Origin of the sequence: Bacillus cereus group sp. BfR-BA-01349, from assembly GCF_022663795.1 — a bacterium.
GTDB classification, from domain to species: Bacteria; Bacillota; Bacilli; order Bacillales; family Bacillaceae_G; genus Bacillus_A; species Bacillus_A cereus.
Genome location: NZ_JAKUGE010000047.1, coordinates 19,699 through 42,495, shown reverse-complemented (window position 1 = coordinate 42,495; position 22,797 = coordinate 19,699). Strand labels below are relative to the sequence as shown.

The following is a 22,797-nucleotide window of genomic DNA, read 5'->3' as shown; positions in this document are numbered from 1 at the left end:
AACAACCTTAGTCCTATTGAATTTGGAACTAAGGCTGCTTAATGAAAAGGCACCTAATCTATTACTGTCTACTTGACAGGGGTAAGACCATAAAAACAAGGTCGTCTTTTTACTTATATTTTTTGGTTTTTAGGGAAAATCACTTCAAAACAAGTGCCATCTCCCCATTTGCTCTCTACTGATATTTTTCCGTAATGCTTTTCTACAATCCAATTTGCGATTGAAAGACCTAATCCAGCTCCTTCTGACGTACTTCTTGCTTTATCCCCTTGATAAAAACGATCAAATAATTTCGGAATATCTTCTTCTTTCACTCCTATCCCGTCATCTTTCACCTGTATACAAATTGAACTACTCGTTTGCGTGCAATCAATTTGAATATGCCCACCTTCATTTGTATACTTCATCGCATTATCTAACAATATGACCATCATTTGATGAATCCGCTCTCTATCCCCCATAAAAGATACACCACGTTCTACTTTTAGCATCATTTCTTTTTCTTGATAAGAAGCAATCTCCTTATATGGAGCTACTATTTCTTCTAACAATTTATCAAGTTCAAATATTTTCTTATCCATCTCAATTTGATTAGAATCAGAACGTGCTAGCAATAATAAATTACTAACGAGTTTCGATAACCGCCTACATTCTTTTGAAATTGTAGAAATATCCATCGCTTTTTCTTCTATCGTAGCGGATGGTGACTGAAATAAAACATCCGTTTTTGATTGAATAACTGCAAGTGGTGTCCTGAGTTCATGTGATGCATCAGAAACGAATTGCTGCTGTTTCTCCCATGAATTTTGAATAGGTACGAGTGCTCTGCCAGCTAGGAAAAAGCCGATACCTATCGCACAGAGGCTTCCTATGCTACAACCTATAACGAGGATTAAAAATAAAGTATTTAACATTCCTTCTTCCGCTGTTATATCTCGCACGATTTGAACTATTTCTCCATCTTTTTGAAGCGAAAATGCTCTAAAATATCGTCCTTGTACTTTGATATCTTGTAACTCCCCTATTTTTTCCGGAGAAAACTTTTCCAAATTCTCTTCAAAAATAGAACGGAATTTACGGTTATCGCCCTCTATTTTCACTATTTTCCCATTCCAAGTTATTCTAGTTACTCGCGGATCTCCAATTTGGATATTCTCCATACGTTTTCTTGGTGGTATTTTAACATCTAATTTTTCTCTATACTGAGCCATCATTTTTATAGATTGATCCACTTCATTATAAATACGCTTATATGTGTATGAATAAATAATACTACCTAATATACCTATTAATAGGATAAATACTAATGAATTCACTATAGTCAATCGAATGCGTGTCTTCTGAAACATACTTCCTTTTTTCATTGTTCTTTTAATATATATCCAATACCTCGAACGGTTTGAATATCTTTCTGATAACCGAATGGTTCTAATTTTTTACGCAAATGATGCACATATACTTCTACAATCGCTACTGTCGTATCTGAATCAAAGCCCCAAACACGATCAAAAATTTGTTCACGCATTAAAATCTTCCCGCTATTTTGAATGAGGTACTCTAGCAGCTCATATTGTTTCAATGTCAGCTTAATACTTTGTCCATCTACTTGAACATCTTTATCTTTTCCGAACAATTCAATCCCTCTATAGCGAATCGTTTGCTGCGTTGTTAAACTACCACTTCTTCGTAGTAAAGCACGAATTCTCGCTTTTAATTCAGGGGCCTGGAATGGCTTAACGATATAGTCATCTCCACCAAAATCCAATCCCTTCACCCGATCTTCTAAAGAATCTCTCGCTGTCAAAAACAGGACAGGTGTTTCAATCTTTTCATCACGTATTTTTTGAATTACTTCAAATCCGTCCATCCCTGGCATCATCACATCCAGCAAAATTGCATCATATATATTTTGAAGAGCTAAAAACAATCCATCTTCTCCATTTATTGCCGTATCTACTTCAAATTCATCACGCAAAATTTGTACGATAGACTCTAATAACGAGGCATTATCTTCTACTACAAGTAAGCGCATGCTCTCACCTTCCATCAAATAGTTCAATTCTATTTATTATTACATTTCTTCTCTTCATAACAAAAGAATGTAGTTACATTACGTATTTTCATTTTTAACTATTTCCTTCTAAAATTTTGAAGTTTTATTATAAAAACTTTGTCTTAAATTTAGCTTAATAAAAAATTGAAAGAAATAAGATTCCTCTTATCTCTTTCAATTTTTTATTACATATACCTTTTTACTCGGCAATTCCAAACAATTTAGCTGACCACCGTACACAGCCCCGCCATCAATTCCAATAATACGATTACTACCAAAATACACTCCGCAATCCTCACTACCATGAAGCGTTTTTGTTTTTGTTTCCGTATGCCCAAATACAACAACCTTTTCACCGCTATATCCATTATGAAATTCATTACGGATCCACATTAACGTATATGGTTCAGATTCAGAAACTCGTTTCATCGGTTCAACCCCAGCATGTACAAATATATACTCTTCTGTTTCAATGTAATGATCTAATTCTTGAATAAACTTTATATGTTCCTCTAATACACGAGAGTGTAAAATCGGTTTTTGGAAGTCTTTGTCATTAACCGCAATATCCTCTTCTACAAATCCATAGCTATATAATGTCTTATCTCCACCATTTCTTTTTACCCAATGGTTCCATGAACGTTCCTCATTTGTCGTTAACGCCTTAATCATCATATCTTCATGATTTCCCTTTAAAATGAGTGCTCCCTCTTCTTTCAATTCTCTTACCTTTTCAATTACAGCACGCGCATTTGGACCACGATCTACATAATCTCCCAGTAAGATTAATTGATCCTGTTTCGCATCATATTGAGCTTCTTCCAATAACTGTTCAAACTTTTCTATCTCTCCATGAATATCACTAATAACAAGAATTCTTTTCATATTATCCCCCCTCTTTCTAATTATAGTTCAAAACGACAGAAAGTTCAGAATTGAAATCCCGAATCATATTTATCCCGCATTAATGGGCCGTAAGACCCCCGCTCATTAAAGTTTCACTTTATTACAAACTAAACTATTATCCTTACAACAATGTAAGTCTCTTGTCATCCAATTCGATAGTTGTAATTACTGTATTTCCTTATACTGAAAGTAAGAAATGAAACAAAAAACAAGGAGAGATGAGAGATGAAAAAAGTAATGGAAGTTATAGTAGCGGTAGTAGAGGTTTTCGTAAATGGTAAACAAGTCGCAATGGAGTTAAATAAATAATGAAAAGGACAACATTCACTCTAGACCCTTTACTCATATAAAAGAGATAAGACTTCATCATTTCTTTGATCCCTTATCTCCCTATAAAGAAAGCCGTATCCCTTTTAAGGATACGGCTTTCTCTTATTTTTGACTTGTACGAGCTGAAATGCTAATTGCTCTATCTGTTGCTTTGGCAGCTTCATCTAACGCTTCTTTACTATTCTTCCCGTCATACATCGCTTCTAATGCTTTTACAACTGCATCTCGTGATTCTGGGAATACACTAATTAAAGCCCCTTGTGTTGCTGGAGATTGCTTCGTCGCTTGCAGTTGATCTACTGTTACTTTCAACTGTGGATATTTTTCATATTGCTCTTTTACTAATGGCTCATTATATGCATCTGGATTAATTGAGAAATAACCTGTTGCAGTATGCCATTTTGCTTGTACGTCTGGCTTCGTTAAATATTTCATAAAGTCCCAAGCACCTTGTTGCGTTTCTTCTGAAACCATATTCGTCATCCATAATGATGCTCCACCAATAACAACACCATTTTGTTTCGAATCCTCTGGATACGGAATATATGAAACACCTACATTAAACTTAGATGCATCAATTAAATCACGAACACCTGCTGAAGAATCTAAATACATAGCAACTTGTCCAGACTGGAACGCGGCACGAATATCATCCCAACTTGCTCCATACTTTCCAAGTGCGCCAGCTTTATTTAAATCATCTAACATTCCAAATACTTTCTGTCCTTCTTTACCGTTAAATACCGCCTTCTTTGCAGCATCCTTACGACCGTTTTCGTTATCTACATATAAAGCACCTTGTGTCGCTAACAATTCTTCAAAGAACCAACCGTAGTTAAGCATGGAGAATCCATATTGTTTTACATTTCCGCCTTCTTTAATCGTTAACTTTTTCGCTACTTCTTGTAATTCCGCATATGTTTTCGGAGCTTTCTCTGGATCTAAGCCCGCCTTTGCGAAAGCATCTTTATTATAAATTAATACTGGTGTAGATGAATTAAATGGCATAGAATACATTTTTCCATCAACTGAATAATAATTTGTAATTGCTTTTTCTAATTTTGACGTATCGTACTTATCTTTTTTTATCCAGCTATCAATTGGTGTGATTTTTTTACTATCAACCATATATTTCGTTGTAATTTCACTCGATTGAACAAGAGCTGGCGCTTCTTTCGTTGCAGACATCGTTCTAAATTTCGTTAAAGACTCTTCATATGTTCCTTGGAACTCTGCCTTTATCTCATATTTATTTTGCGACTTATTATAGTCTGCAACAAGACCATCTAGTACTCCTTGTGTTTTTCCACCCATCGCATGCCAGAAGCGAATTACTGTTTTATCACCATTTTTTTCAACTGGTGCTACTTTTGCCTGTGCTTCAGGTTTTCCCTCTGTTTTACTATTTGAACAAGCGACACTAGATAATGCCATTGTTGCTACCATTAATAGCGCAGCACCTTTTTTAACTAGACTCATTTAAATCTCACCTTCTCTTAGTTATTTAATTGCACCTTTTGTTAATCCTTGTTGTAATTGCTTTTGCCCTAAAAATAGTAAAATCAATGTTGGAATAACGATAACCGTAACACCGGCCATTACGCTTCCCCAATCAGTTGCAACTTCTTGAGACTGAAGCTGCTTCACACCGATTTGCACTGTTCTTACTTTTTCATCAGTGGTCACTAAAAGTGGCCATAAATACATATTCCATGTTGTTAAAAAGCTATATACTCCAAGCGTAATAAAACTCGTTTTACAATAAGGAATTACAACGCTGAATAAAAATCTTATATTTCCAATTCCTTCAATAAACGCAGCTTCTTTCAGTTCATTCGGAAGTGTCATAAAATGTTGACGTAACAAGAAAATACCAAAAGCTGTTGCAAAAAACGGCACTGTCATCCCAGCAAAACTATTGATCCAACCAAAGTTTTGAATCGTTAAAAAATTAGGTACCATCGTTGTTTCCCACGGAATCAGCATCGTTGAAATAAACAGGAAGAAAATTAAGTTTCTCCCTTTAAACTGAAGAAAAACAAAAGCATAAGCTGCTAAACTTGATACGATAAGTTGTCCAATCATAACGACTGTCGATACAATTAAACTGTTATATAAGTATGTAAAAAGCGGTACTTTTTGAAAAATATTAATGAAATTATCAAAAGTAAACTGAGTCGGAAATAACCTTCTCATTTGAATATCGTCTGGTGTCATAAAACTTATTAAAAATGCATACAGTACAGGAAAAAATACCATTACTGCACTAATAATGAGCAGCATATATAATAGGAAATTTTGTTTCCACTGTTTAACAATCATTTATAATGCACCTTTCTCTCAGCAAACTTAAATTGAAGTAATGTAGCAAGGAAAATGAAAACAAATAATACCATTGCTTGTGCACTTGCTGTTCCAAATTGATGATTCACAAACGCCTCTTTGTAAATCGAGTACACAATCAAATTCGTTGCATCATTTGGTCCACCGTGCGTTAAAATATCAATTTGTCCAAAGCTTTGGAACGCACTAATTAATGTTACTGTCACAATAAAGAATAAAGTTGGTGATAGCATCGGTAATGTAACACGGCGAAGTTTATATAAATAACTAGCACCATCTATAGATGCACTCTCATATAACGACGTATCGATATTTTGTAAACCACCTAATATAACTAAAAATGCAAAACCTGTATTCACCCAAACTGTTGTAACTGATACAGAGAATAGTGCCCAGTCCGGACTCGTTAACCATGCGATTGCAGGAAGGTTCATAGAGGCTAATATATTATTAAATAATCCTACACTTGGATGAAATAAAAATAGCCAAATCACTGCACTAGCAGCTACTGATATTCCCATCGTCGAAGAAAACAGAACTCGGAATAACCCAATACCTCTTACTCTTCCATTTGCAATCAATGCAAGAAACAAAGCAAATATAATACTCGTAGGCACTGTATATAAAACAAATAATAAAGTTGATTTTATACTTTTGTAGAAGGCTGGATCAGAGAATAAGTATTGATAATTTTCTAAGCCAACGAAAAGATTAGCTTCCCCATGTATATCGGTTAAATAAAAGCTATAGTAAATCGTCCTAAACAATGGATAGAACAAAAAAATCGAAAATAACAAAATAGATGGCGCCAAAAACAATAATCCTATTCTTAAATCTTTCGTTCTCCCCCATAATTTTTTCTTTTTTGACACCTTTGTTTGAACTGGTAACTTACTTACTTCGATCATTATTTCGCCACCACTTTCAACTCTTTTTCAGCTACCACTTTTAAGCGTTCATTCGTGTTTTCGTTAAAGAAGCATAACTTTTCTTGCGAGAATAATAATTTTACTTTGTCACCTTTGTTCAGGAGTAACTGTCCGATAACTTTCGCACTCCAAGTTGTTCCATTTACCGCAAAGTTCAATATAGATTCATTCCCTAATACTTCTACAGATTGCAACGTCACTTCTTGTCCCTCCTCAGACAGTGCAATATGCTCAGGGCGCATGCCTATGCGAATTGTTCCTTCTGGTAATTGCTTTAACTGTCTAATAGATAATGGAATTTGCAATTGTCCTATATGTAATACACCTTTTTCTTTATTTACTTCCCCATCATTTATATTCATAGAAGGAGAACCTATAAAGCTTGCAACAAATTCGTTTGCTGGTTCGTTATATATGTCAAGTGGTGTTCCAACTTGCTGTATACTTCCTTTATTTAAAACCATGATACGATCTCCCATAGTCATCGCTTCTATTTGATCGTGGGTAACGTAAATCATCGTAATTCCTAATCGCTGCTGAATTTCTCTAATTTCAATTCTCATTTGCGCACGTAATTTCGCATCCAAATTCGAAAGTGGTTCATCCATTAAACAGATTGGTGCTTGACTCACAATTGCCCTGGCAAGTGCAACACGCTGTCTTTGTCCGCCTGATAATTGGCCTGGTTTCATTTTCACATACTCTTTCAGTCCTACCATTTCAATAGCTTCCATTAATCGCTTTTGTCGCTCTTCTTTTTGTACTTTTCTTACCTTAAGTCCAAATAAAATATTTTCTTCTACAGATAAGTGTGGATATAATGCATAATTTTGAAATACCATTGATAGATTACGGTCTTTTGGCTCTAGATCATTTGCAACACGTTCATTAATAATTAAATCTCCTGAAGAAATCTCTTCTAAGCCAGCGATCATTCGTAATAATGTACTTTTCCCGCACCCCGAAGGTCCAACTAAAACAAAAAACTCACCCTTCTTAATATGAACCGATACACCTTTAACCGCTGTCTCTTCTGCATTTTTATATACCTTTGAAACATTTTTCAATTCAATCACAAGGTTGCACTCCTTTTTTCTTCTTGTATCCATACTTCATAATGACTTGTTGAAATCGCACTTGCTCCTGCATGAATTGCAATTTCCGCATCTTCTCGCGTTTGAATCAGCCCGCCTGCAATAATAGGAAACTCTATTTCCTCTACTAGCTGTTTAATTATAGAAGGCATAATCCCCGGCATAATCTCTACTGCATTTGGTTTAGTCGTTTTACAATTTTCAATTGATTTAGTAAGAGATAAAGTATCTACAATAAAAATACGTTAAATTGTTTTCAATCCAATTTTATTAGCATTTCGAATTGTTGAACCCTTTGTTGAAATAATACCTTGTGCCCCGATAACATCTTGAATATACAAAAGCGCTTCCTCTGTATTCGTATTTAAGCCTTGTATAAAATCACAATGAAGAAATACATCATGTCCATGTTTCTGCAATTCATATACACGCTCTGGTAATTCCAGCATTGAACCAGTCATAAGAAAAACTGTTTTCGGCAATTTTTTGTATGCTTTGTATCCTTTCCAATCCTTTATCATCGCAATATAAGGTTCTTTAAACATTTTTTCCACCTAACTGTTCTATTTTTATCCAAACTAAAAACACCTACTTACATAGAACGCCTTTCTCCTTATTTGAACTCTAGGGAATAGAGCACACCTAAGAAAGTGGCACATTATATGTAAGTGGGTGTTCTCAAATGTTCTCTACCCTATTTATTTTGTTACCTTTACTATATTACGCATTTATTAAGTCAGTTTTGATAGATTGTTAATTAGGTGTTAATCGAATGTTAATATTCACCATATTTTCTTAACATTAATCTAGATATACAAATAAATCCCAACGGCAAACAACTATCTTTAAAATTTAAGTGATATGCAAATTCATTCCATAGTTAATTAGTTTTAGTTTTCTCGCAACGGCTTGTGAAGCATAATTATTCCAAGAAGTACTATAAAGTGGAATGCTTTTTCTTCTTGTATTGATATCGCCCAGGCTGTAACACCATCAGTACCATATCCGTTCCCTTGAAACTCCGCTAAAGTTTCCACACTTACCTCAGCAGCTACGGGCGTACTTCTGGCACTGCAACAAACAGAAACTCCCTTTTCATTTTTTACAATTGCAAAATAAGGTTTCCTCCTTATTTACTCCATTTACCATCCATTCATAATCTATTTTTCATATTCAAAATAAAAATCCCATTCAAATACACATTACTGAATCCATCATACTAACTGATTTCTTCATTCTGTCTATCTAAATGGGATTATTTTTCGTTTTTTACTCTACTGGTTGTTGTGGCTGTACTACTTCATTCGCTCCAGCTACCCTCAACATATTTACAATATCTTTAAAACCTCTTTTTTCAGCGTATTGCAGTGGCGTCAGATGTTCCTTGTTAGCCATATTTACATCTGCACCGTGATCAATAAGCAATTGAATTACTTTCTTATGGTTTTCACTACCATTTCCTAATACAATTGCTTCTAATAGCGCTGTTCCACCACGTTCATTTTTATAATTCACATCAATATCTGTATGCTCTAATAATTCTTTAACAACCTCTACATGGCCACGCTCAGATGCAGAAATAAGTGCTGTCCCACCTGACCTAGTCGTTTCTTTCGTATTAACTCCTGCATTAATTAATACTTTTACAATATCCGTATATCCTTCTCTACTTGCATAAAGAAGTGGATTACTTTTTTTCTCATCTTTAATTTCAATATTAGCACCTGCACCAATTAATGCTTTAACTGTCTCTACATGATTTTGGTACGTTGCTGCAAGGACAGGCGTTTCTCCATTGTCACCTTCTACGTTTATATTCGCTCCATCCTGAATCAACTTCATAGCTGTCTCTGTGTCTCCAAGAGTAGCTGAAAGTAACAACTGTTTGTCCATTAAATTTATACTTTTCTCTTCTTTAGATTCTTCCTGTTCTTTATGCTTCTCTTTTTTCTTTTCATTTTTCACATGAACCGGTTTCGATTCTGGTTCTTCTTGCTTATCGCAAGCCACTACCGTCATTAAAAGTCCTAATAAAATACATAATAAAATTTTTTGTTTTCTCACAACTACAGCTCCTATGAAAGATAATGTTTTCTTAACCATTCCTCCATCACATACAATAACTCTTCTTGAGTACATTTATCCATAAGCCCTTTATATTCCTTCTTTAATCGGATTATCTTAAGCTTATACTATGTTTCTCAACCTATTGAAATGATACGCCTGATGGCCCCATCATTAACATTATGAAGCAATTAGTTTAGCACGTTTTTACCGCATTTGTATACATTTCTAAAAAGTACATAAAGTGAAACTTTAATTAGTGGGGGTTTTGTTCATCCACCACTAATTATTAGCCCACACCAATCGGGCTTTTACGGGCAGCCCGACTCCACCTAACTTCTTTGCTTTCACTAAATTTTGAGGTGGGGATCTTACTGCCCGTTAATGCGGGATAAATGATTGCTTTAGGTTACTATATTCCATTGTAACCGTTCTTCTAAAAATTTTACACCTTTTCTATATTTGCACCTGAGTAATAATAGAAAAAGACAACTATATAGTTGTCTTTTTCTATCATTAATGATGTCCACCATGATTTCCTGCTTTCGGTTTCCCCATCATCTCTTTATTCATTTCCCATTTATGCTCTGCTAGCTCTTTATATGAAAGAACTTTCCCCTTATAGTTAGATACAAAGCTCTCTGCATCTTTTTTATTTTTAAATGAAATGACATTATAAGCCATCGGTGTCGTTATTGTTTTATCATATACGTAAGTAGCGTCTTCTAACGAAATCCAATCTTTCGAATCATAATCTCGAACAAATTTCTCTTTCGTCTTTTCACCTGAGTTGATCTCCATCCATTTATACATACAACCGATATCATCAAACTTTAACGCTTTTCCATTTTCTAAAATAATTTCTGTTGCAAATTGATTATCTGTTACCCCAATTTGACAAATATCACATTTATCATGTTTCTCATCAATGGCAACAGCTGCTGTTTCCTTTTTCCCACACCCGACTACCGTAAATACGAAACATAAACATATAGCAAGTACGACATATTTTACTTTCATCAATATTCCTCCCTAGAAACCATATACTCCACGAAAAGAATACCAAAAGGTTGTGTGAGATTTGTGAAAAAACAATGTGCTTTTTGTAATATAGGAAACAAACAAAGATGTGTAGTTATTTCTACACATCTCTCATCACTCGCAACCTGTAATTAACAAATCATCTTCTAACTTAACTAATAATGTATCCGCACTAATTTCCTGTCCAACTTCTACATTTACCAATCTTATATTTCCACTAATCCCGACTGCGATTTTTTTAAGCTCACCGTCATTTTTTCGGATCACCAGTAATTTTTCCCATTCATATACGTAAGAAGATTCATTAATAAAAATCTCCTCTACTTTTCCTTCATAAGAGCTATAAATCTCTTCAATTCTCGTTTTCATATAACATCTACCCCCTATTTCACACTTCACTATTTTCATCTTATTCTACCATTCTTACGAGGAGCAGCTTACTTTTTAAAAATTCAAATTAACTACCGTGAACAAAATGAACAAAATAAAAATTATGCTTCTAATGATGTTATTTTTCAAATTATTTACCATTTGAATAGATGCTTTTATTATAAATAAAAAACATTTTTCTGAATTTTTATTCTATTTTGAAAGCGCAATCATTCTTTTGAGGGGGAAATTACATGTTAGCACTACTTGGATTTGCGATGGTATTTGTCTTTATGTTTTTAATTATGACGAAACGTATGTCAGCGCTAGTAGCATTAATATTAATTCCGAGTGTTTTTGCATTAATTGGCGGATTCTATGCCAATATGGGACCTATGATGTTAGAGGGGATTCAAAAATTAGCACCTACTGGTATTATGCTTATGTTCGCTATTTTATATTTTGGGATTATGATTGATAGCGGTTTATTCGATCCTGTCATTAGTAAGATTTTAAAATTTGTAAAAGGAGATCCTTTAAAAATCGTTGTCGGAACGGCTATATTGACTATTATCGTCTCTCTAGATGGTGACGGTACAACAACATACATGATTACAGTTTCCGCAATGTATCCACTATATAAGCGCCTTGGAATGAACCCCCTCATATTAGCTGGAATTGTTATGTTAGGGGCGGGGGTAACAAATCTTACACCTTGGGGTGGACCCACAGCTCGTGTTATGAGCGCACTTGGACTTGAGGCTTCTGAATTATTTACACCTCTTATTCCAGGAATGATTGCTGGTGCAATTTGGGTCGTTTTCGTTGCTTACTATCTTGGAAAAAAAGAAAGAAAACGTTTAGGAATTATGGATGTACAGTATTTAAAACAAATGCAAACAATGGATGAGCAAGCTGCAACTGTCGAAGCCGCAGTGCATAAACGTCCTAAACTTCTATGGATTAACTTTTTATTAACCGCTACATTACTTGTCTGTCTCATACTAGAAGTTATGCCGTTACCTGTTTTATTTACAGTCGCTTTCGCTATTGCTGTTATGATTAACTACCCAAACTTAGAACAACAAAAAGAGCGTATTGCTTCTCACGCAGGAAACGTATTAGCGGTTGTTTCTCTCGTATTTGCCGCTGGGATTTTCACTGGAATTTTATCAGGAACAAAAATGGTAGATGCAATGGCTAAAAGTGTAGTAACTCTTATACCAGACGCTCTTGGACCACAACTACCAATTATTACAGCACTTCTTAGTATGCCATTCACATTTTTCATGTCCAATGATGCATTTTACTTTGGGGTATTACCTATTTTAACTAAGGCTGCTGCTACTTACGGAATTAGTGCAGCTGAAATGGGACGTGCTTCCTTACTTGGGCAACCCGTTCACTTATTAAGTCCTCTTGTTGCATCCACTTATTTATTAGTTGGGATGGCAAAAGTTGATTTTGGTGAACATCAACGTTTTACTTTATTGTGGGCAGTTGGAACGACAATGGTGATGTTGATTACTGGAATTGTAATTGGGATTATTCCAATATAAGACGCAAAAAACAGTAGAAGAAATAAATCCTCTACTGTTTTTTATTATGAAGAAACAAGAAAATACCGTCTCTCCGGTCTCCCAACACTTCCATATATTAGCTCTGCGTGGACTTTCTTCCCAGATATCAAATACTCTAAATAGCGCCTTGCAGTTGATCGACTTACGCCTACCATTGAACTTAGTACCTCTGCTGTAATCCCTTCTTCATTAACTGTTAACATATGTTTTTTTATTTTTGCTAAAGTTAAGGGGTCTATCCCTTTCGGGGCATATTCCATTTCATTTCCCTTTACGCCTCTTTGAGACCATAAATGTTCTATTTGTTCTGTAGATAATTGATTATTTTTCTTCAGCTGCACAATCTTTTTTTGATAACTTTCCAAACTCGCCTTAAATCGATCAAACATTAGTGGCTTTACAATATAATCTGTTACTCCGCCCCGCAGGGCGTGCCTCACTACATCTGTTTCCGATGCCGCTGTAATCATAATAATATCTGTATCGTGCAAATGATTCCTAATATATGTGACAAGTTCCGTTCCGTGCATATCAGGTAAGTACACATCTAATAACACGAGCTGTGGCTTCACAAGCTCTAGCCATTCTTTCGCTTGTTCTCCAGTCGTTGCCGTTCCAATTACTTTAAATCCCTCAATTTTTTCAGTAAAACGACGATGAATATCAGCAATCCGAATATCATCTTCTACAATTAATACTTCAATCTCCTCACCCATTACTATTCGCCTCTCTCTTTCGGTAGTGCAATAATAAATAACGCACCACCTAAATCCCCTTTTTCAATTGCAATACTTCCATTTAAATCTTCTACTAACTCTTTCACTTTTGCTAATCCATATCCTCGCTCTCCTCCTTCTTTCGTCGAAAAGCCTTTATAGAATATGCTAGTAATTATTTCATCATGAATCCCTTGCCCTGAATCTTCCACTTCAATTACTATTTCTTCTCCAATATCAGTTACAAACATCCTTACTGTCTTATCATTCTCTTCATTTTTTTCAATTGCTTCAAATGCATTCGTAATTAAATTTCCTAAAATAGAAACGACATAATTACTCTCAATATGTGGACTTAATTTGTCTAAACCACTTTCTCTATCTAGCATAAAATCAATCTTCAACTCTCGTGCTCTATTATAAAATCCAATTAAAATTCCACCTAGCCATGGATTTTGAATCCGCTTCATAATAAATTGAACAAAATCTTGATATACCGCTGTTTCCTTATGAATAAGCTCTAAAGCATCTTCGTATGATTCTAATTGAATAAGACCTGAAAGTGTATACAATAAATTGTTATATTCGTGCGCTTGCGCTCGTAATGCCTCTGTATATTGCTTCGTCTGAGATAATTCTGCTGTTAACTGATCCATTTCAGATTTCAAACGTAAGCTCGATACAACGCCAGTTACTTTATTCTTTACCTTAATAGGTAGACGGTTCGCAATAACAGCCTGTCCTTTTATATTTAATTGGCGATCAAACTGTTTTTCACCAGTTTGAAGTACATCTAGTATCGTTGAATTAGGAATTACATTTAAAATAAATTCCCCAATAATATTTTGTTGTTTATCTAGCGAAAGAATATCATAAGCTGCTTGATTGACTAAACTAATCATGCCATTTTTATCGATTACAATAATCCCTTCACGTACAGATTGAATCACTGTACTATGCTCTTCATATAAAGATGAAATTTCTTCTGGTTCCATCCCGAACATCATTCTTTTTATACTTGCCGCTAAATATATAGAGCCAATTACTCCAATTAATAGCCCTATTATTGTAATCCAAAATACACGCTTTCCATACACTTCTATCGCTCCATGAATATCGTCCATTGAAAATCCAACAGACACCACACCAATGATTTCATTTTCCTGATTACGGATTGGAACTTTTCCACGTAATGAAGGGCCTAATGATCCAGTTGCTTTCGAAACATATGATTTTCCTTCTAATAAAACACCTTTGTTATCTCCACCAATCATCGCTTCTCCTATTTTATCTCGCTCAGGATGTGCATATCGAATCCCCTCTTTATTTCCAACTACAATGAAGTCAGCCTCTGTATCCATTCGAATTCTTTCTGCAATCGGCTGAATGATAGAAGCTGGGTTTTCTTTTTGAAAAGCTTCCTTTATTTCAGGTATAGCAGCAACTGTTTTCGCAACATGCAAAGCTCGTTTCCCAATTTGCTCTTCTACCGTTTCAGATAATATGTAATAAAATAAATAACTCGTTAGCATAAGTACAACTAAAATAAGTGTACTTATAGTTAATGTAATTCTCGGTTGGAGTTTTAATTTTTTAAATTTCAAAACCATTCCCCTAACATGATTAAAGATAGAATTTAAAGAATATACAGTCTCTTTAATTATACTTAATCATAACACGGTTACTCTATATTTCTTTCTTTTTCTCTTCATAAAAAAAGAAACGAAGTAAAATTATTACCTCGTTTCTTAATATTTGTTATTACACTTTAAACTTACCAATCATCTCTTGTAATTCTTCTGCCATTTGTGATAAATGAACTGCTGCTGCATTTATTTCATCTACTGAAGCTAATTGTTCCTCAGAGGAACCAGCAATATTTTGAACACTTGCTGCATTTTCTTCAATCGTAGCTGCAATTTCATTAATAGATGCACTTACTTGTTTTGCATCTACCGTCATTTGTTTTGCTACATCTACCATGCTATCAATTTGTACAACTGTATCATTTGTAGACTTCAATATTTCGGCAAAGCTTTGCTTCGTTTCATTTGCAACTACAAGTCCTGATTGTACTTCTACTCCAACTTGATTCATAGAGCTTACTGTTTCTTTTATATCAAATTGAATCTCTTTCACTAGTTTCCCAATTTCCGTAGAAGACTGTCCTGATTGTTCTGCTAGCTTTCGCACTTCATCTGCTACAATTGCAAATCCTCTTCCTTGCTCTCCAGCTCTCGCAGCCTCAATTGCCGCATTTAACGCTAATAAATTTGTCTGTTCAGCAATATGTTGAATCACTTCAAGGATTGCTCCAATTTGTTTCGACTTATCGTCTAACAAACCAATGATTTTGTCTGACTGCAAAACAGACTCATGAATTAATTGCATTTGATTCACAGTTTGTTCAACTAACTTCCCACCATTTTCAGCTTTTTTCTTCGTATACATAGAGGCTGTAGATACTAATGAAGAACTATCTGCAACACGCTGAATTCCTTCTGTAACTTCTTCTAACAATGTTGCTCCTTCTTCAACTTCTTTCGTTTGTATTTCTGCACCACTTGATACTTGCTCTATGGCCTGTGTAATTTGTTCCGTTGCTTCGCTTGTCTGCTTCATACTAGCTGTTAATTCTTCTGAAGATGCCGCTACATGACTTGCTGAAGTGTTTATATTGGAAATGACACTTTGTAACGATGCAGCCATCTCGTTAAAACTTTCTCCTAGCTGTCCAATTTCATCTTTAGAATGAACTGTAATTGACTCTGTTAAATCGCCTTCACTAATCTTTTTCGATGATATAACAAGTTGTTTTAACGGACTAATAATAGAAGCAATTATGAAGTAAATTAAAATCCCACCAATTACTAATGAAATACCAATAACAGTTATTGTTTTATAGAAAATAGGGTTAGCTGCTTCGATAATTTCTTTTGAAGGCATAATTCCTGCTATTTTCCATCCAGTCTGCTTATTTGTTATAAAGGTAATATTGCGATCATCACCATCAAGTTTGAATTTAAAATCACCTGTTTCTTGTTTATACAATTCCTTCTCCACTTTTTCTTCTACCTTGTCACCTGGCTTCATCGTCGGATGCGCTATTACATTTTTAGATTGGTCAAAGATTGCTACATATCCTTTTTTGCCGATATTGACCATTTTTGAAGTATTTACAATATCATTAATAATTAAATCAATACCGAGAACACCACTTTTATCCTCATTTTGTTTTGCTATTGTAATAACAATATTCCCTGTTGTACTTGACTTATATGGGGCTGTGATAACCACTTCTCCGCTTTTTTTCGCTGCTTCTTTATACCAATCTCTTTCGGTAGGATTATACCCATCTGGCATTTGAATAGACGGTGATTGAATAAATTGTCCCGTACTAGATCCCGTATAAACTGCTTCTATTTCTGGATGTAATTTATTATATTCTTCTAATTTATTTTGCACATTTTGGAGCTGATCAGTTCCGTAACTTACTCCATTAAATAACTTTGTAAAATATACTGCGTCTACCTTTTTACTGTCTATCTCTTTGTTAATAACATTATTTAAAATCTTTACGTTATCTTCCGCTGATTGTAAAATTGTTTCGTTAAAATTTGTCTTCGCTTGTTGATAAGACGTCCAACCAATTACAATACTTGGAAAAACTAAAACAATAACAAATGATACAAGTAACTTTGCTTTTAAACTACTTCCCCTTAATTTCCCTTGAAGCATATTCCTACCCCTCCATACCGTTTTAAATGTAATTATTTCACATTTAATTTATTTATATAAATTACACGATTAATCGCATTAACTCTTTTTCTATTAAAGAGTTAATACATACCTTTTTTATTCTATATAAATTAAATAATTAAAACAATATATAAAAATGTATATTATTCGAAATATTATAATCCACAGAAGAACCTCTAGCATCGTACTTACTAGAGGTCTCTCCCGCCTTACTATTCTTTCTCTTTTTCTACTTCCTTTTTCTCATCTTCTACTACAGATACAACAGGTTTATCGCTTGATAATTGCTGTACTGCTCCTTTTCCAGCAAATCCTTCTAATAACTCTTTTAAATCAATGCCAGAAGATGCTTTTAACGTTTCTTGCATCGTTGCCATTAAATCAGTCGCATAACCTGCAACTTTTCCGGCGCCGCTATTTTTACCACCGCCACCTGTATCGACAACTGTAATTTTATCAATATTGCTAAGTGGGCTTGCAATTTCTTTCGCATAACTTGGAAGCATTTTAAGAACCATATCCATAATTGCCGCTTGGCCATATAACTCGAATGCCTCTGCAATTTTTTGTTTCGCTTCTGCCTCTGCTAAACCTTTTAATCTAATAACATCCGCTTCCGCTGTACCTTGTGCTTTTTGTACTTCTGCTTTTGCTTGACCTTGCGCTTTTTCAATTTCCGCCTTCGCTAAACCTTCTACACGTACTTCTTCTGCACGAGCTCTCGCTTCAGCTTCAATCTTATATTGATCCGCATCTGCCTTTTTAATTTGTTTCACTTTTTCTGCTTCCGCTGATTGCTCAACAGCATAGCGATCTGCATCTGCTTTTTTCTTAACTTCTGCATCATATTGCTTCTCACGACGCGCAATCTCTTTTTCTTCTAATTCAATTTGTTTCTCACGCTCAATGATTTTAACGCGCATTTGCTCTTCTGTAACACCTTGTTGTGCTTTCGCCTGTTGTAATTCGTAAGAAAGATCCGCGTCTGCTCGAGCTTGTTCTTGCTCTCTCTTATAAGATTGTACTTTTAATTCTTTATGTTTTTCAGCTTCAGCGATTTGAGCATCACGTTGATATTCAGCTTCTTTTGCTTCTTTCTCAGCACGAGCTTTTTCAATACGAGCTTCTTTTTCACGCTCTGCATTCGCAATTGTTGCATCACGCTTCACTGTCGCAATTTGCGGCTGACCAAGTGCATCTAAGTAACCATTCTTATCCATAATTTCTTTAATTGTAAAGGAAACGATGCGAAGACCCATTTTCTTTAAATCAGTAGAAGCTACTTCATGTACTTTTTGAGCAAATTGCTCTCTATTACTATACGCATCTTCTACTGTCATAGAAGATAAAATCGCACGTAAATGACCTTCTAAAACTTCTTTTGCTTCTACTTTTAACTCTTCTGTTTCTTTTCCTAAATATTGCTCAGCTGCTGTAGATACTTCTTCAATCGTAGAACCTACTTTAATAATAGAAACACCATTTACTGTAACTGGAACACCTTGCTTCGTATACGTATCACGTGTACCCACTTCTAACTTATAGTTTAATAGGCTTAAAGGCTCTGCTCGTTGCATAATTGGAACTACGAATGTACCGCCACCGCGAATAATCTTAATCTTCTTTCCATCATCAGTGGTAACTACATTTTTTCCGCCACCAAGCCAGTTCCCTGTAACAATTAACGCTTCATCTGGTCCAACTGTTCGATACTTCGTAATGAATACTAAAATGAGTAGAATTAAAATTGCGAGTAACACTCCACCAATAATTAATGGAATCGTCATGTGAATTCCCCCTTATAATTTTGGTTTTTTTAAAGAATAAGCGATGTTTTGTACAAGTAAAACACCATCTTGGACTCCCTCGATAATAACTTCAGTTCCTTGTGAAATATCTTTTTTCCCAATTGTTTTAGCTGGAATTGCATTACTTCCAAATTGAGAGGAGATTAGTACTTCTCCAAATCCTTCTGTAGGAATTGTTGTAATGACTTCCCCCTTGCAACCTATGAACTCATCCATACGTTGCACAGTATTTTGTTCTGCTTCTGCAATCGGCTTTAAAATTAGTATTTTCATTATGAATACACCAATAAAGGATATAGCACATGCAGCCCCGAAAATAAGAATGCTATTAAAGGAAAATAAATATTCTCCTATATAACTAAGTCCACATAACATGGCGAAAAAACTAAGTAATAAAGTAACAACGGATACCGATCCGCCTCCAAAACTAAATATGGATTCAAATATATCTCCAAAAAAGATATAAATCACAGTGAGTATAGTAGCAATAATAAATCCGTATAAATAAATTGTTTCAAGTGGATAACCAAACAAAACCATTTCTTATCCCCCTCTCTTAAACAATCCCTTTTTTGTTATGTGTATGCCCCACCTCTTTCAAAGATTATTGTTCTTAATTTTCAGTTATTTACTTTTTAAAGAAAAGCCTGTAAGACAGGCCCCCTAAAAAAGAACAGGAGAAGCCTATTGTGACAGGCTCCTCCTAGTAAATAACCGATATATTATATATCTATATAATATACTATTTTCCACAAAAAGTAAAGTTAAACATACATTGGAAAAGCACTTATTTTATTGATAATTTGTACGTTCCATCGCCATTATCATATTTATATACATACAAATAATACTTACCTGGTTTTGCATTCATTTTTGCCTCTATATGATTTCCATTAGCTTGACCGTAAGCTGCATAATTTTGCATATCTGATTCATGGTGCAGCACCCATGTCATCCCGATTCCATACTCATTTAAAACGGAAATATCGATATCTTTCGCTGATGCTACATTAAATGTATAAACATCAGTATGATCTCCGCCGATAAGGCTACCTTTTATAGTAGTGTTTAGCCCAATATAATTCGCTTCTTCTGGAAGATTATTTGGTTCTGATTCTGTTAAACTTCCATCTTTAATCGTAACCGTTGTTTCGCTTCTGCTCTCTCCCCCTTTATCATCTTTTACTAGTAACGCAACTTTGTAAGTTCCTTCTCTTTCATATGCATGTACTGGATTAGCCTCTGCACTTGTGCTTCCATCTCCAAAGTCCCATAAATAAGAAACGATTTTTCCATCTTCATCTTTTGAGCCATCACTTTTAAATTGAATACCTTCTTTTACACGTCCATTATAAGGACCATTTATATGAACCGTTGGAGCTTTATTTTCTCCGTCATCTTTTGCGATACCGTGGAAAACTACATCATATTCAAATTCATTTGAGCTATTCACACGATAATTGACGAAGTATGCTGTAACAGTTTTGTAGCCACTCCATTCTTTTTGCGCCAATTGTTCTAAAGATTCATTTACTCTTTTACTCATTGCTTTCCAATCTTCTGATTCACCTTTTGTGACACTACCTGTATACGTACCTTCTAATGTAAATGTATTAAAGAATTGAGAATTATGTTTTGTCATTTTTGTATCTTTCATAGGCAACGTATCACTAATTTCTTTCTTCACCGCTGCTAACGACTTCGTTGCATGTTCAGCTAAATAATCATCAGCTACTTCTGGTACAGTGTATGTATCTTGATTATCAATTAACTGCTGCATATACTCTTGATACTCTTTATTTAACTTATGATCTTTACTTAGATTTTCACGATATGCATCATAATTTTTCACGTCATTCGCACGAATCAAATCTTGAATTTTATCAAATGTTTCAAACTGATGCGTATATAAGTAAGACTGCAATGCGAACGAGTAATTATAGAAATCCCAAGAACCGTATTTAGCAAATAGTGTACGCTCTGCTGTATAACGGCTTGCAGGATCAGATGATAATCCGCTAATTATACTCTTTCTTGGTACAACGTTATTCGTACGAGTAGATCCTGCGAAAAACTCTGCATTTCCTTCTTGGAACCAAGTTAGCCTTTCATTTTGATACATATCTCCTCTTCCAAATAAACCAGGAACTTCATATCTCCCTTGCAGATAATGAGTAAATTCATGACGGAATAACTCTTCTAAACTATAAATACTTTGCTCTGGTGTACGCTCATATGTAAAGAATGTACCTGTCTCTTCAATATAAATTCCACCGTTGTTTGTTTCATATCCATACAATTGTCTATTTAACTGATATTCATCTGGACTATTATAAATTACGATCGTTAATACATCATCCGCATTTCCTGGCTCTAACGCTTTGTCATTTCCAATTACACGGTGATACTGTGCCTTTACTTCCTTCGCAGCCCAATATAGTCTCTTAATTTTTTCTTCTGATACTTTATCTCCTGTTTTGAACACAATTGATCCATCGTCGAATGTATACGTTTTTGGTAAGTATTGCTCTTTTCCTTCTTTACGTATTTTCTCTAAATCTACTGTATTCCCGCTATAATCTTTACCATTATAATTTGTTGTAATTTGTTCTACCGCAACAAAATACGGTTCACTTAAGCGCGGGTACATATGCATTGCTTGTGTAACAACCTCTAATCCTTTATTTGGATTACTATGAAACGTCCCTAAACGGCTAGCAAAATAAATGCCATTATTAACGAGCCATTTATTTTCTGGCGTTACTTCATTTAGAAGAGCAATACGATTTATTTCATTAATAAACCCATCTACTTTTCCATACCACATCGTTTCATTCGCTTCTTTACGAGCCACAGTTAAGTACGACTGTATATCATAGTCAATACCTTGCATAATATCGTATATTGCTTGTCCCTTCATTCGATCATTTACATAAGTAGTATAATTATCATTGTATTGCTTTAAAATATTCGATGCGTATTGAACCGTTTCAACATCACTTGAAGCATTACTAATTAATTTACCGTATGCAGATACGACTGTATCTTGTTCAACTGTACCAAGCTTAAAATTCGGATTTTTTGCGATTGCTTTTAAAGCAGGTAAACATTTGTCCTGGAAGCTTCTTTCATTTAAGTCGCTTAATTCACTATTATAAAATGCAAGATAAAAAGCTGAACGCAGCACTTCGGTAAACGTTTGAATTCCTTTTGAATCATCTTTCGTAAATGTACTACCTCTATGAGCTAATTCATCTATAATGACTTGCATTTTTCCTTTATCTTTATAAAAAGCCTTTGCATCTTCATTAAACTGGAATAAGTCTGTAATTTGGTGCCACTTAATACTGCCTAACGTTTCAACTAATTCTTGATCATTCATTTTGTTTAAATCAGCCATTGAATAGCTTTCTTTAACTTGCTTTACTGCAGTTTTCTTCGTAATAGATGCTGGTCGCTGTGAAAAATCTCCTACTTTTAAACGTTCTTGAACTGATAAAGTTTCATCAACTTTTGAAATATGTCCAACTTCATCTACCGACTTTTCAATTCCAACCGGTTTCGTTTTCAACACGTTATACGGTACTTTTTCTTCCGCTGCTGCATGAGTTTGAAGTGCGCCTAACGATAAAGTCATTGTACTAATGCTAAGCATCACTTTATTGATCTTTGATTTCTTGTTCATATCCTTGCCCCCTATTTTAATATTCCATTCAAGAATTTAACATAAAATCTGGATGTAACAATATAAAATGCAATATTTCATATTATTTCTTCCTATAATTTGTACATATCGTGAACACAT

The 22,797-nt window shown here is 34.7% G+C and carries 17 protein-coding genes and 3 pseudogenes; 1 reads left to right on the top strand and 19 read right to left on the bottom strand.

What is annotated here, in order from left to right; genetic code table 11:
• Positions 1-113: 113 nt before the first annotated feature.
• From MR169_RS21865 to MR169_RS21810, 12 genes and pseudogenes are all read right to left on the bottom strand, one after another.
• Positions 114-1,364 carry a sensor histidine kinase gene (locus tag MR169_RS21865; RefSeq protein ID WP_347408027.1) on the bottom strand — a complete coding sequence of 417 codons (1,251 nt, stop codon included), beginning with the start codon at positions 1,362-1,364 and terminating at the stop codon, positions 114-116.
• Positions 1,361-2,032, bottom strand: coding sequence for a response regulator transcription factor (locus MR169_RS21860; RefSeq protein WP_016117141.1), 672 nt, complete (start codon positions 2,030-2,032; stop codon positions 1,361-1,363). Before MR169_RS21860 ends, MR169_RS21865 begins: the two co-directional genes overlap by 4 nt.
• Positions 2,033-2,227: 195 nt before the next feature.
• A complete protein-coding gene (locus MR169_RS21855; protein ID WP_242320018.1) occupies positions 2,228-2,938 on the bottom strand; it encodes a metallophosphoesterase family protein in 711 nt (236 codons plus the stop codon).
• A gap of 453 nt (positions 2,939-3,391) precedes the next feature.
• Positions 3,392-4,768: an ABC transporter substrate-binding protein gene (locus tag MR169_RS21850; RefSeq protein WP_016117139.1), complete on the bottom strand. Its 1,377-nt coding sequence runs from the start codon at positions 4,766-4,768 to the stop codon at positions 3,392-3,394.
• Between the two features lie 21 nt (positions 4,769-4,789).
• Positions 4,790-5,611 (bottom strand): carbohydrate ABC transporter permease, encoded by an 822-nt coding sequence (locus tag MR169_RS21845; protein ID WP_242320017.1) that lies wholly within the window; start codon positions 5,609-5,611, stop codon positions 4,790-4,792.
• A complete protein-coding gene (locus MR169_RS21840; protein WP_242320016.1) occupies positions 5,608-6,540 on the bottom strand; it encodes a carbohydrate ABC transporter permease in 933 nt (310 codons plus the stop codon). Before MR169_RS21840 ends, MR169_RS21845 begins: the two co-directional genes overlap by 4 nt.
• A complete protein-coding gene (locus MR169_RS21835; protein WP_016117137.1) occupies positions 6,540-7,637 on the bottom strand; it encodes an ABC transporter ATP-binding protein in 1,098 nt (365 codons plus the stop codon). The genes MR169_RS21840 and MR169_RS21835 overlap by 1 nt, the downstream gene beginning before the upstream one ends.
• A pseudogene (locus tag MR169_RS21830) lies at positions 7,634-8,200 on the bottom strand (glycerol-3-phosphate responsive antiterminator). The gene MR169_RS21835 and the pseudogene MR169_RS21830 overlap by 4 nt, the downstream one beginning before the upstream one ends.
• Before the next feature lie 307 nt (positions 8,201-8,507).
• Positions 8,508-8,782, bottom strand: a pseudogene (locus MR169_RS21825) (GNAT family N-acetyltransferase); the annotation flags it as partial.
• Positions 8,783-8,924: 142 nt separating this feature from the next.
• Positions 8,925-9,794, bottom strand: a complete 870-nt coding sequence (locus MR169_RS21820; protein WP_000287336.1) for an ankyrin repeat domain-containing protein — start codon at positions 9,792-9,794, stop codon at positions 8,925-8,927.
• A gap of 441 nt (positions 9,795-10,235) precedes the next feature.
• Positions 10,236-10,739: a nitrous oxide reductase accessory protein NosL gene (locus MR169_RS21815; protein ID WP_000865666.1), complete on the bottom strand. Its 504-nt coding sequence runs from the start codon at positions 10,737-10,739 to the stop codon at positions 10,236-10,238.
• Positions 10,740-10,874: 135 nt separating this feature from the next.
• Positions 10,875-11,129, bottom strand: a complete 255-nt coding sequence (locus MR169_RS21810) for a hypothetical protein (RefSeq protein ID WP_000857381.1) — start codon at positions 11,127-11,129, stop codon at positions 10,875-10,877.
• Positions 11,130-11,383: 254 nt separating this feature from the next.
• Here MR169_RS21810 and MR169_RS21805 point away from each other — a divergent pair, with 254 nt between their 5' ends.
• Entirely contained in the window at positions 11,384-12,688 is a 1,305-nt protein-coding gene (locus MR169_RS21805) for a CitMHS family transporter (protein ID WP_242320015.1), read from the top strand.
• 44 nt (positions 12,689-12,732) lie between these two features.
• On the opposite strand, the gene MR169_RS21800 is transcribed toward MR169_RS21805, so the two are convergent.
• From MR169_RS21800 to colA, 7 genes and pseudogenes are all read right to left on the bottom strand, one after another.
• Positions 12,733-13,425, bottom strand: coding sequence for a response regulator (locus MR169_RS21800; RefSeq protein ID WP_016117135.1), 693 nt, complete (start codon positions 13,423-13,425; stop codon positions 12,733-12,735).
• A gap of 2 nt (positions 13,426-13,427) precedes the next feature.
• Positions 13,428-15,035, bottom strand: coding sequence for an ATP-binding protein (locus tag MR169_RS21795; RefSeq protein ID WP_001999033.1), 1,608 nt, complete (start codon positions 15,033-15,035; stop codon positions 13,428-13,430).
• A 151-nt stretch (positions 15,036-15,186) separates the two neighbouring features.
• Positions 15,187-16,047 carry a methyl-accepting chemotaxis protein gene (locus MR169_RS28530; RefSeq protein WP_481746821.1) on the bottom strand — a complete coding sequence of 287 codons (861 nt, stop codon included), beginning with the start codon at positions 16,045-16,047 and terminating at the stop codon, positions 15,187-15,189.
• An 81-nt stretch (positions 16,048-16,128) separates the two neighbouring features.
• A pseudogene (locus tag MR169_RS28525) lies at positions 16,129-17,163 on the bottom strand (HAMP domain-containing protein); the annotation flags it as partial.
• A 233-nt stretch (positions 17,164-17,396) separates the two neighbouring features.
• Positions 17,397-18,971 (bottom strand): flotillin family protein, encoded by a 1,575-nt coding sequence (locus MR169_RS21785; RefSeq protein WP_000155006.1) that lies wholly within the window; start codon positions 18,969-18,971, stop codon positions 17,397-17,399.
• A gap of 12 nt (positions 18,972-18,983) precedes the next feature.
• Positions 18,984-19,532, bottom strand: coding sequence for an NfeD family protein (locus MR169_RS21780; RefSeq protein ID WP_000242438.1), 549 nt, complete (start codon positions 19,530-19,532; stop codon positions 18,984-18,986).
• 247 nt (positions 19,533-19,779) lie between these two features.
• Positions 19,780-22,677 (bottom strand): collagenase ColA, encoded by a 2,898-nt coding sequence (gene colA, locus MR169_RS21775; protein ID WP_242320013.1) that lies wholly within the window; start codon positions 22,675-22,677, stop codon positions 19,780-19,782.
• Between the last annotated feature and the right edge of the window lie 120 nt (positions 22,678-22,797).

Bases quoted from the DNA above. Each gene is read 5' to 3' on its own strand.
- MR169_RS21865 (WP_347408027.1), bottom strand. From the start codon at position 1,364: ATGAAAAAAGGAAGTATGTTTCAGAAGACACGCATTCGATTGACTATA.
- MR169_RS21860 (WP_016117141.1), bottom strand. From the start codon at position 2,032: ATGCGCTTACTTGTAGTAGAAGATAATGCCTCGTTATTAGAGTCTATC.
- MR169_RS21855 (WP_242320018.1), bottom strand. From the start codon at position 2,938: ATGAAAAGAATTCTTGTTATTAGTGATATTCATGGAGAGATAGAAAAG.
- MR169_RS21850 (WP_016117139.1), bottom strand. From the start codon at position 4,768: ATGAGTCTAGTTAAAAAAGGTGCTGCGCTATTAATGGTAGCAACAATG.
- MR169_RS21845 (WP_242320017.1), bottom strand. From the start codon at position 5,611: ATGATTGTTAAACAGTGGAAACAAAATTTCCTATTATATATGCTGCTC.
- MR169_RS21840 (WP_242320016.1), bottom strand. From the start codon at position 6,540: ATGATCGAAGTAAGTAAGTTACCAGTTCAAACAAAGGTGTCAAAAAAG.
- MR169_RS21820 (WP_000287336.1), bottom strand. From the start codon at position 9,794: ATGTACTCAAGAAGAGTTATTGTATGTGATGGAGGAATGGTTAAGAAA.
- MR169_RS21815 (WP_000865666.1), bottom strand. From the start codon at position 10,739: ATGAAAGTAAAATATGTCGTACTTGCTATATGTTTATGTTTCGTATTT.
- MR169_RS21810 (WP_000857381.1), bottom strand. From the start codon at position 11,129: ATGAAAACGAGAATTGAAGAGATTTATAGCTCTTATGAAGGAAAAGTA.
- MR169_RS21805 (WP_242320015.1), top strand. From the start codon at position 11,384: ATGTTAGCACTACTTGGATTTGCGATGGTATTTGTCTTTATGTTTTTA.
- MR169_RS21800 (WP_016117135.1), bottom strand. From the start codon at position 13,425: ATGGGTGAGGAGATTGAAGTATTAATTGTAGAAGATGATATTCGGATT.
- MR169_RS21795 (WP_001999033.1), bottom strand. From the start codon at position 15,035: ATGGTTTTGAAATTTAAAAAATTAAAACTCCAACCGAGAATTACATTA.
- MR169_RS28530 (WP_481746821.1), bottom strand. From the start codon at position 16,047: ATGAAGCAGACAAGCGAAGCAACGGAACAAATTACACAGGCCATAGAG.
- MR169_RS21785 (WP_000155006.1), bottom strand. From the start codon at position 18,971: ATGACGATTCCATTAATTATTGGTGGAGTGTTACTCGCAATTTTAATT.
- MR169_RS21780 (WP_000242438.1), bottom strand. From the start codon at position 19,532: ATGGTTTTGTTTGGTTATCCACTTGAAACAATTTATTTATACGGATTT.
- colA (WP_242320013.1), bottom strand. From the start codon at position 22,677: ATGAACAAGAAATCAAAGATCAATAAAGTGATGCTTAGCATTAGTACA.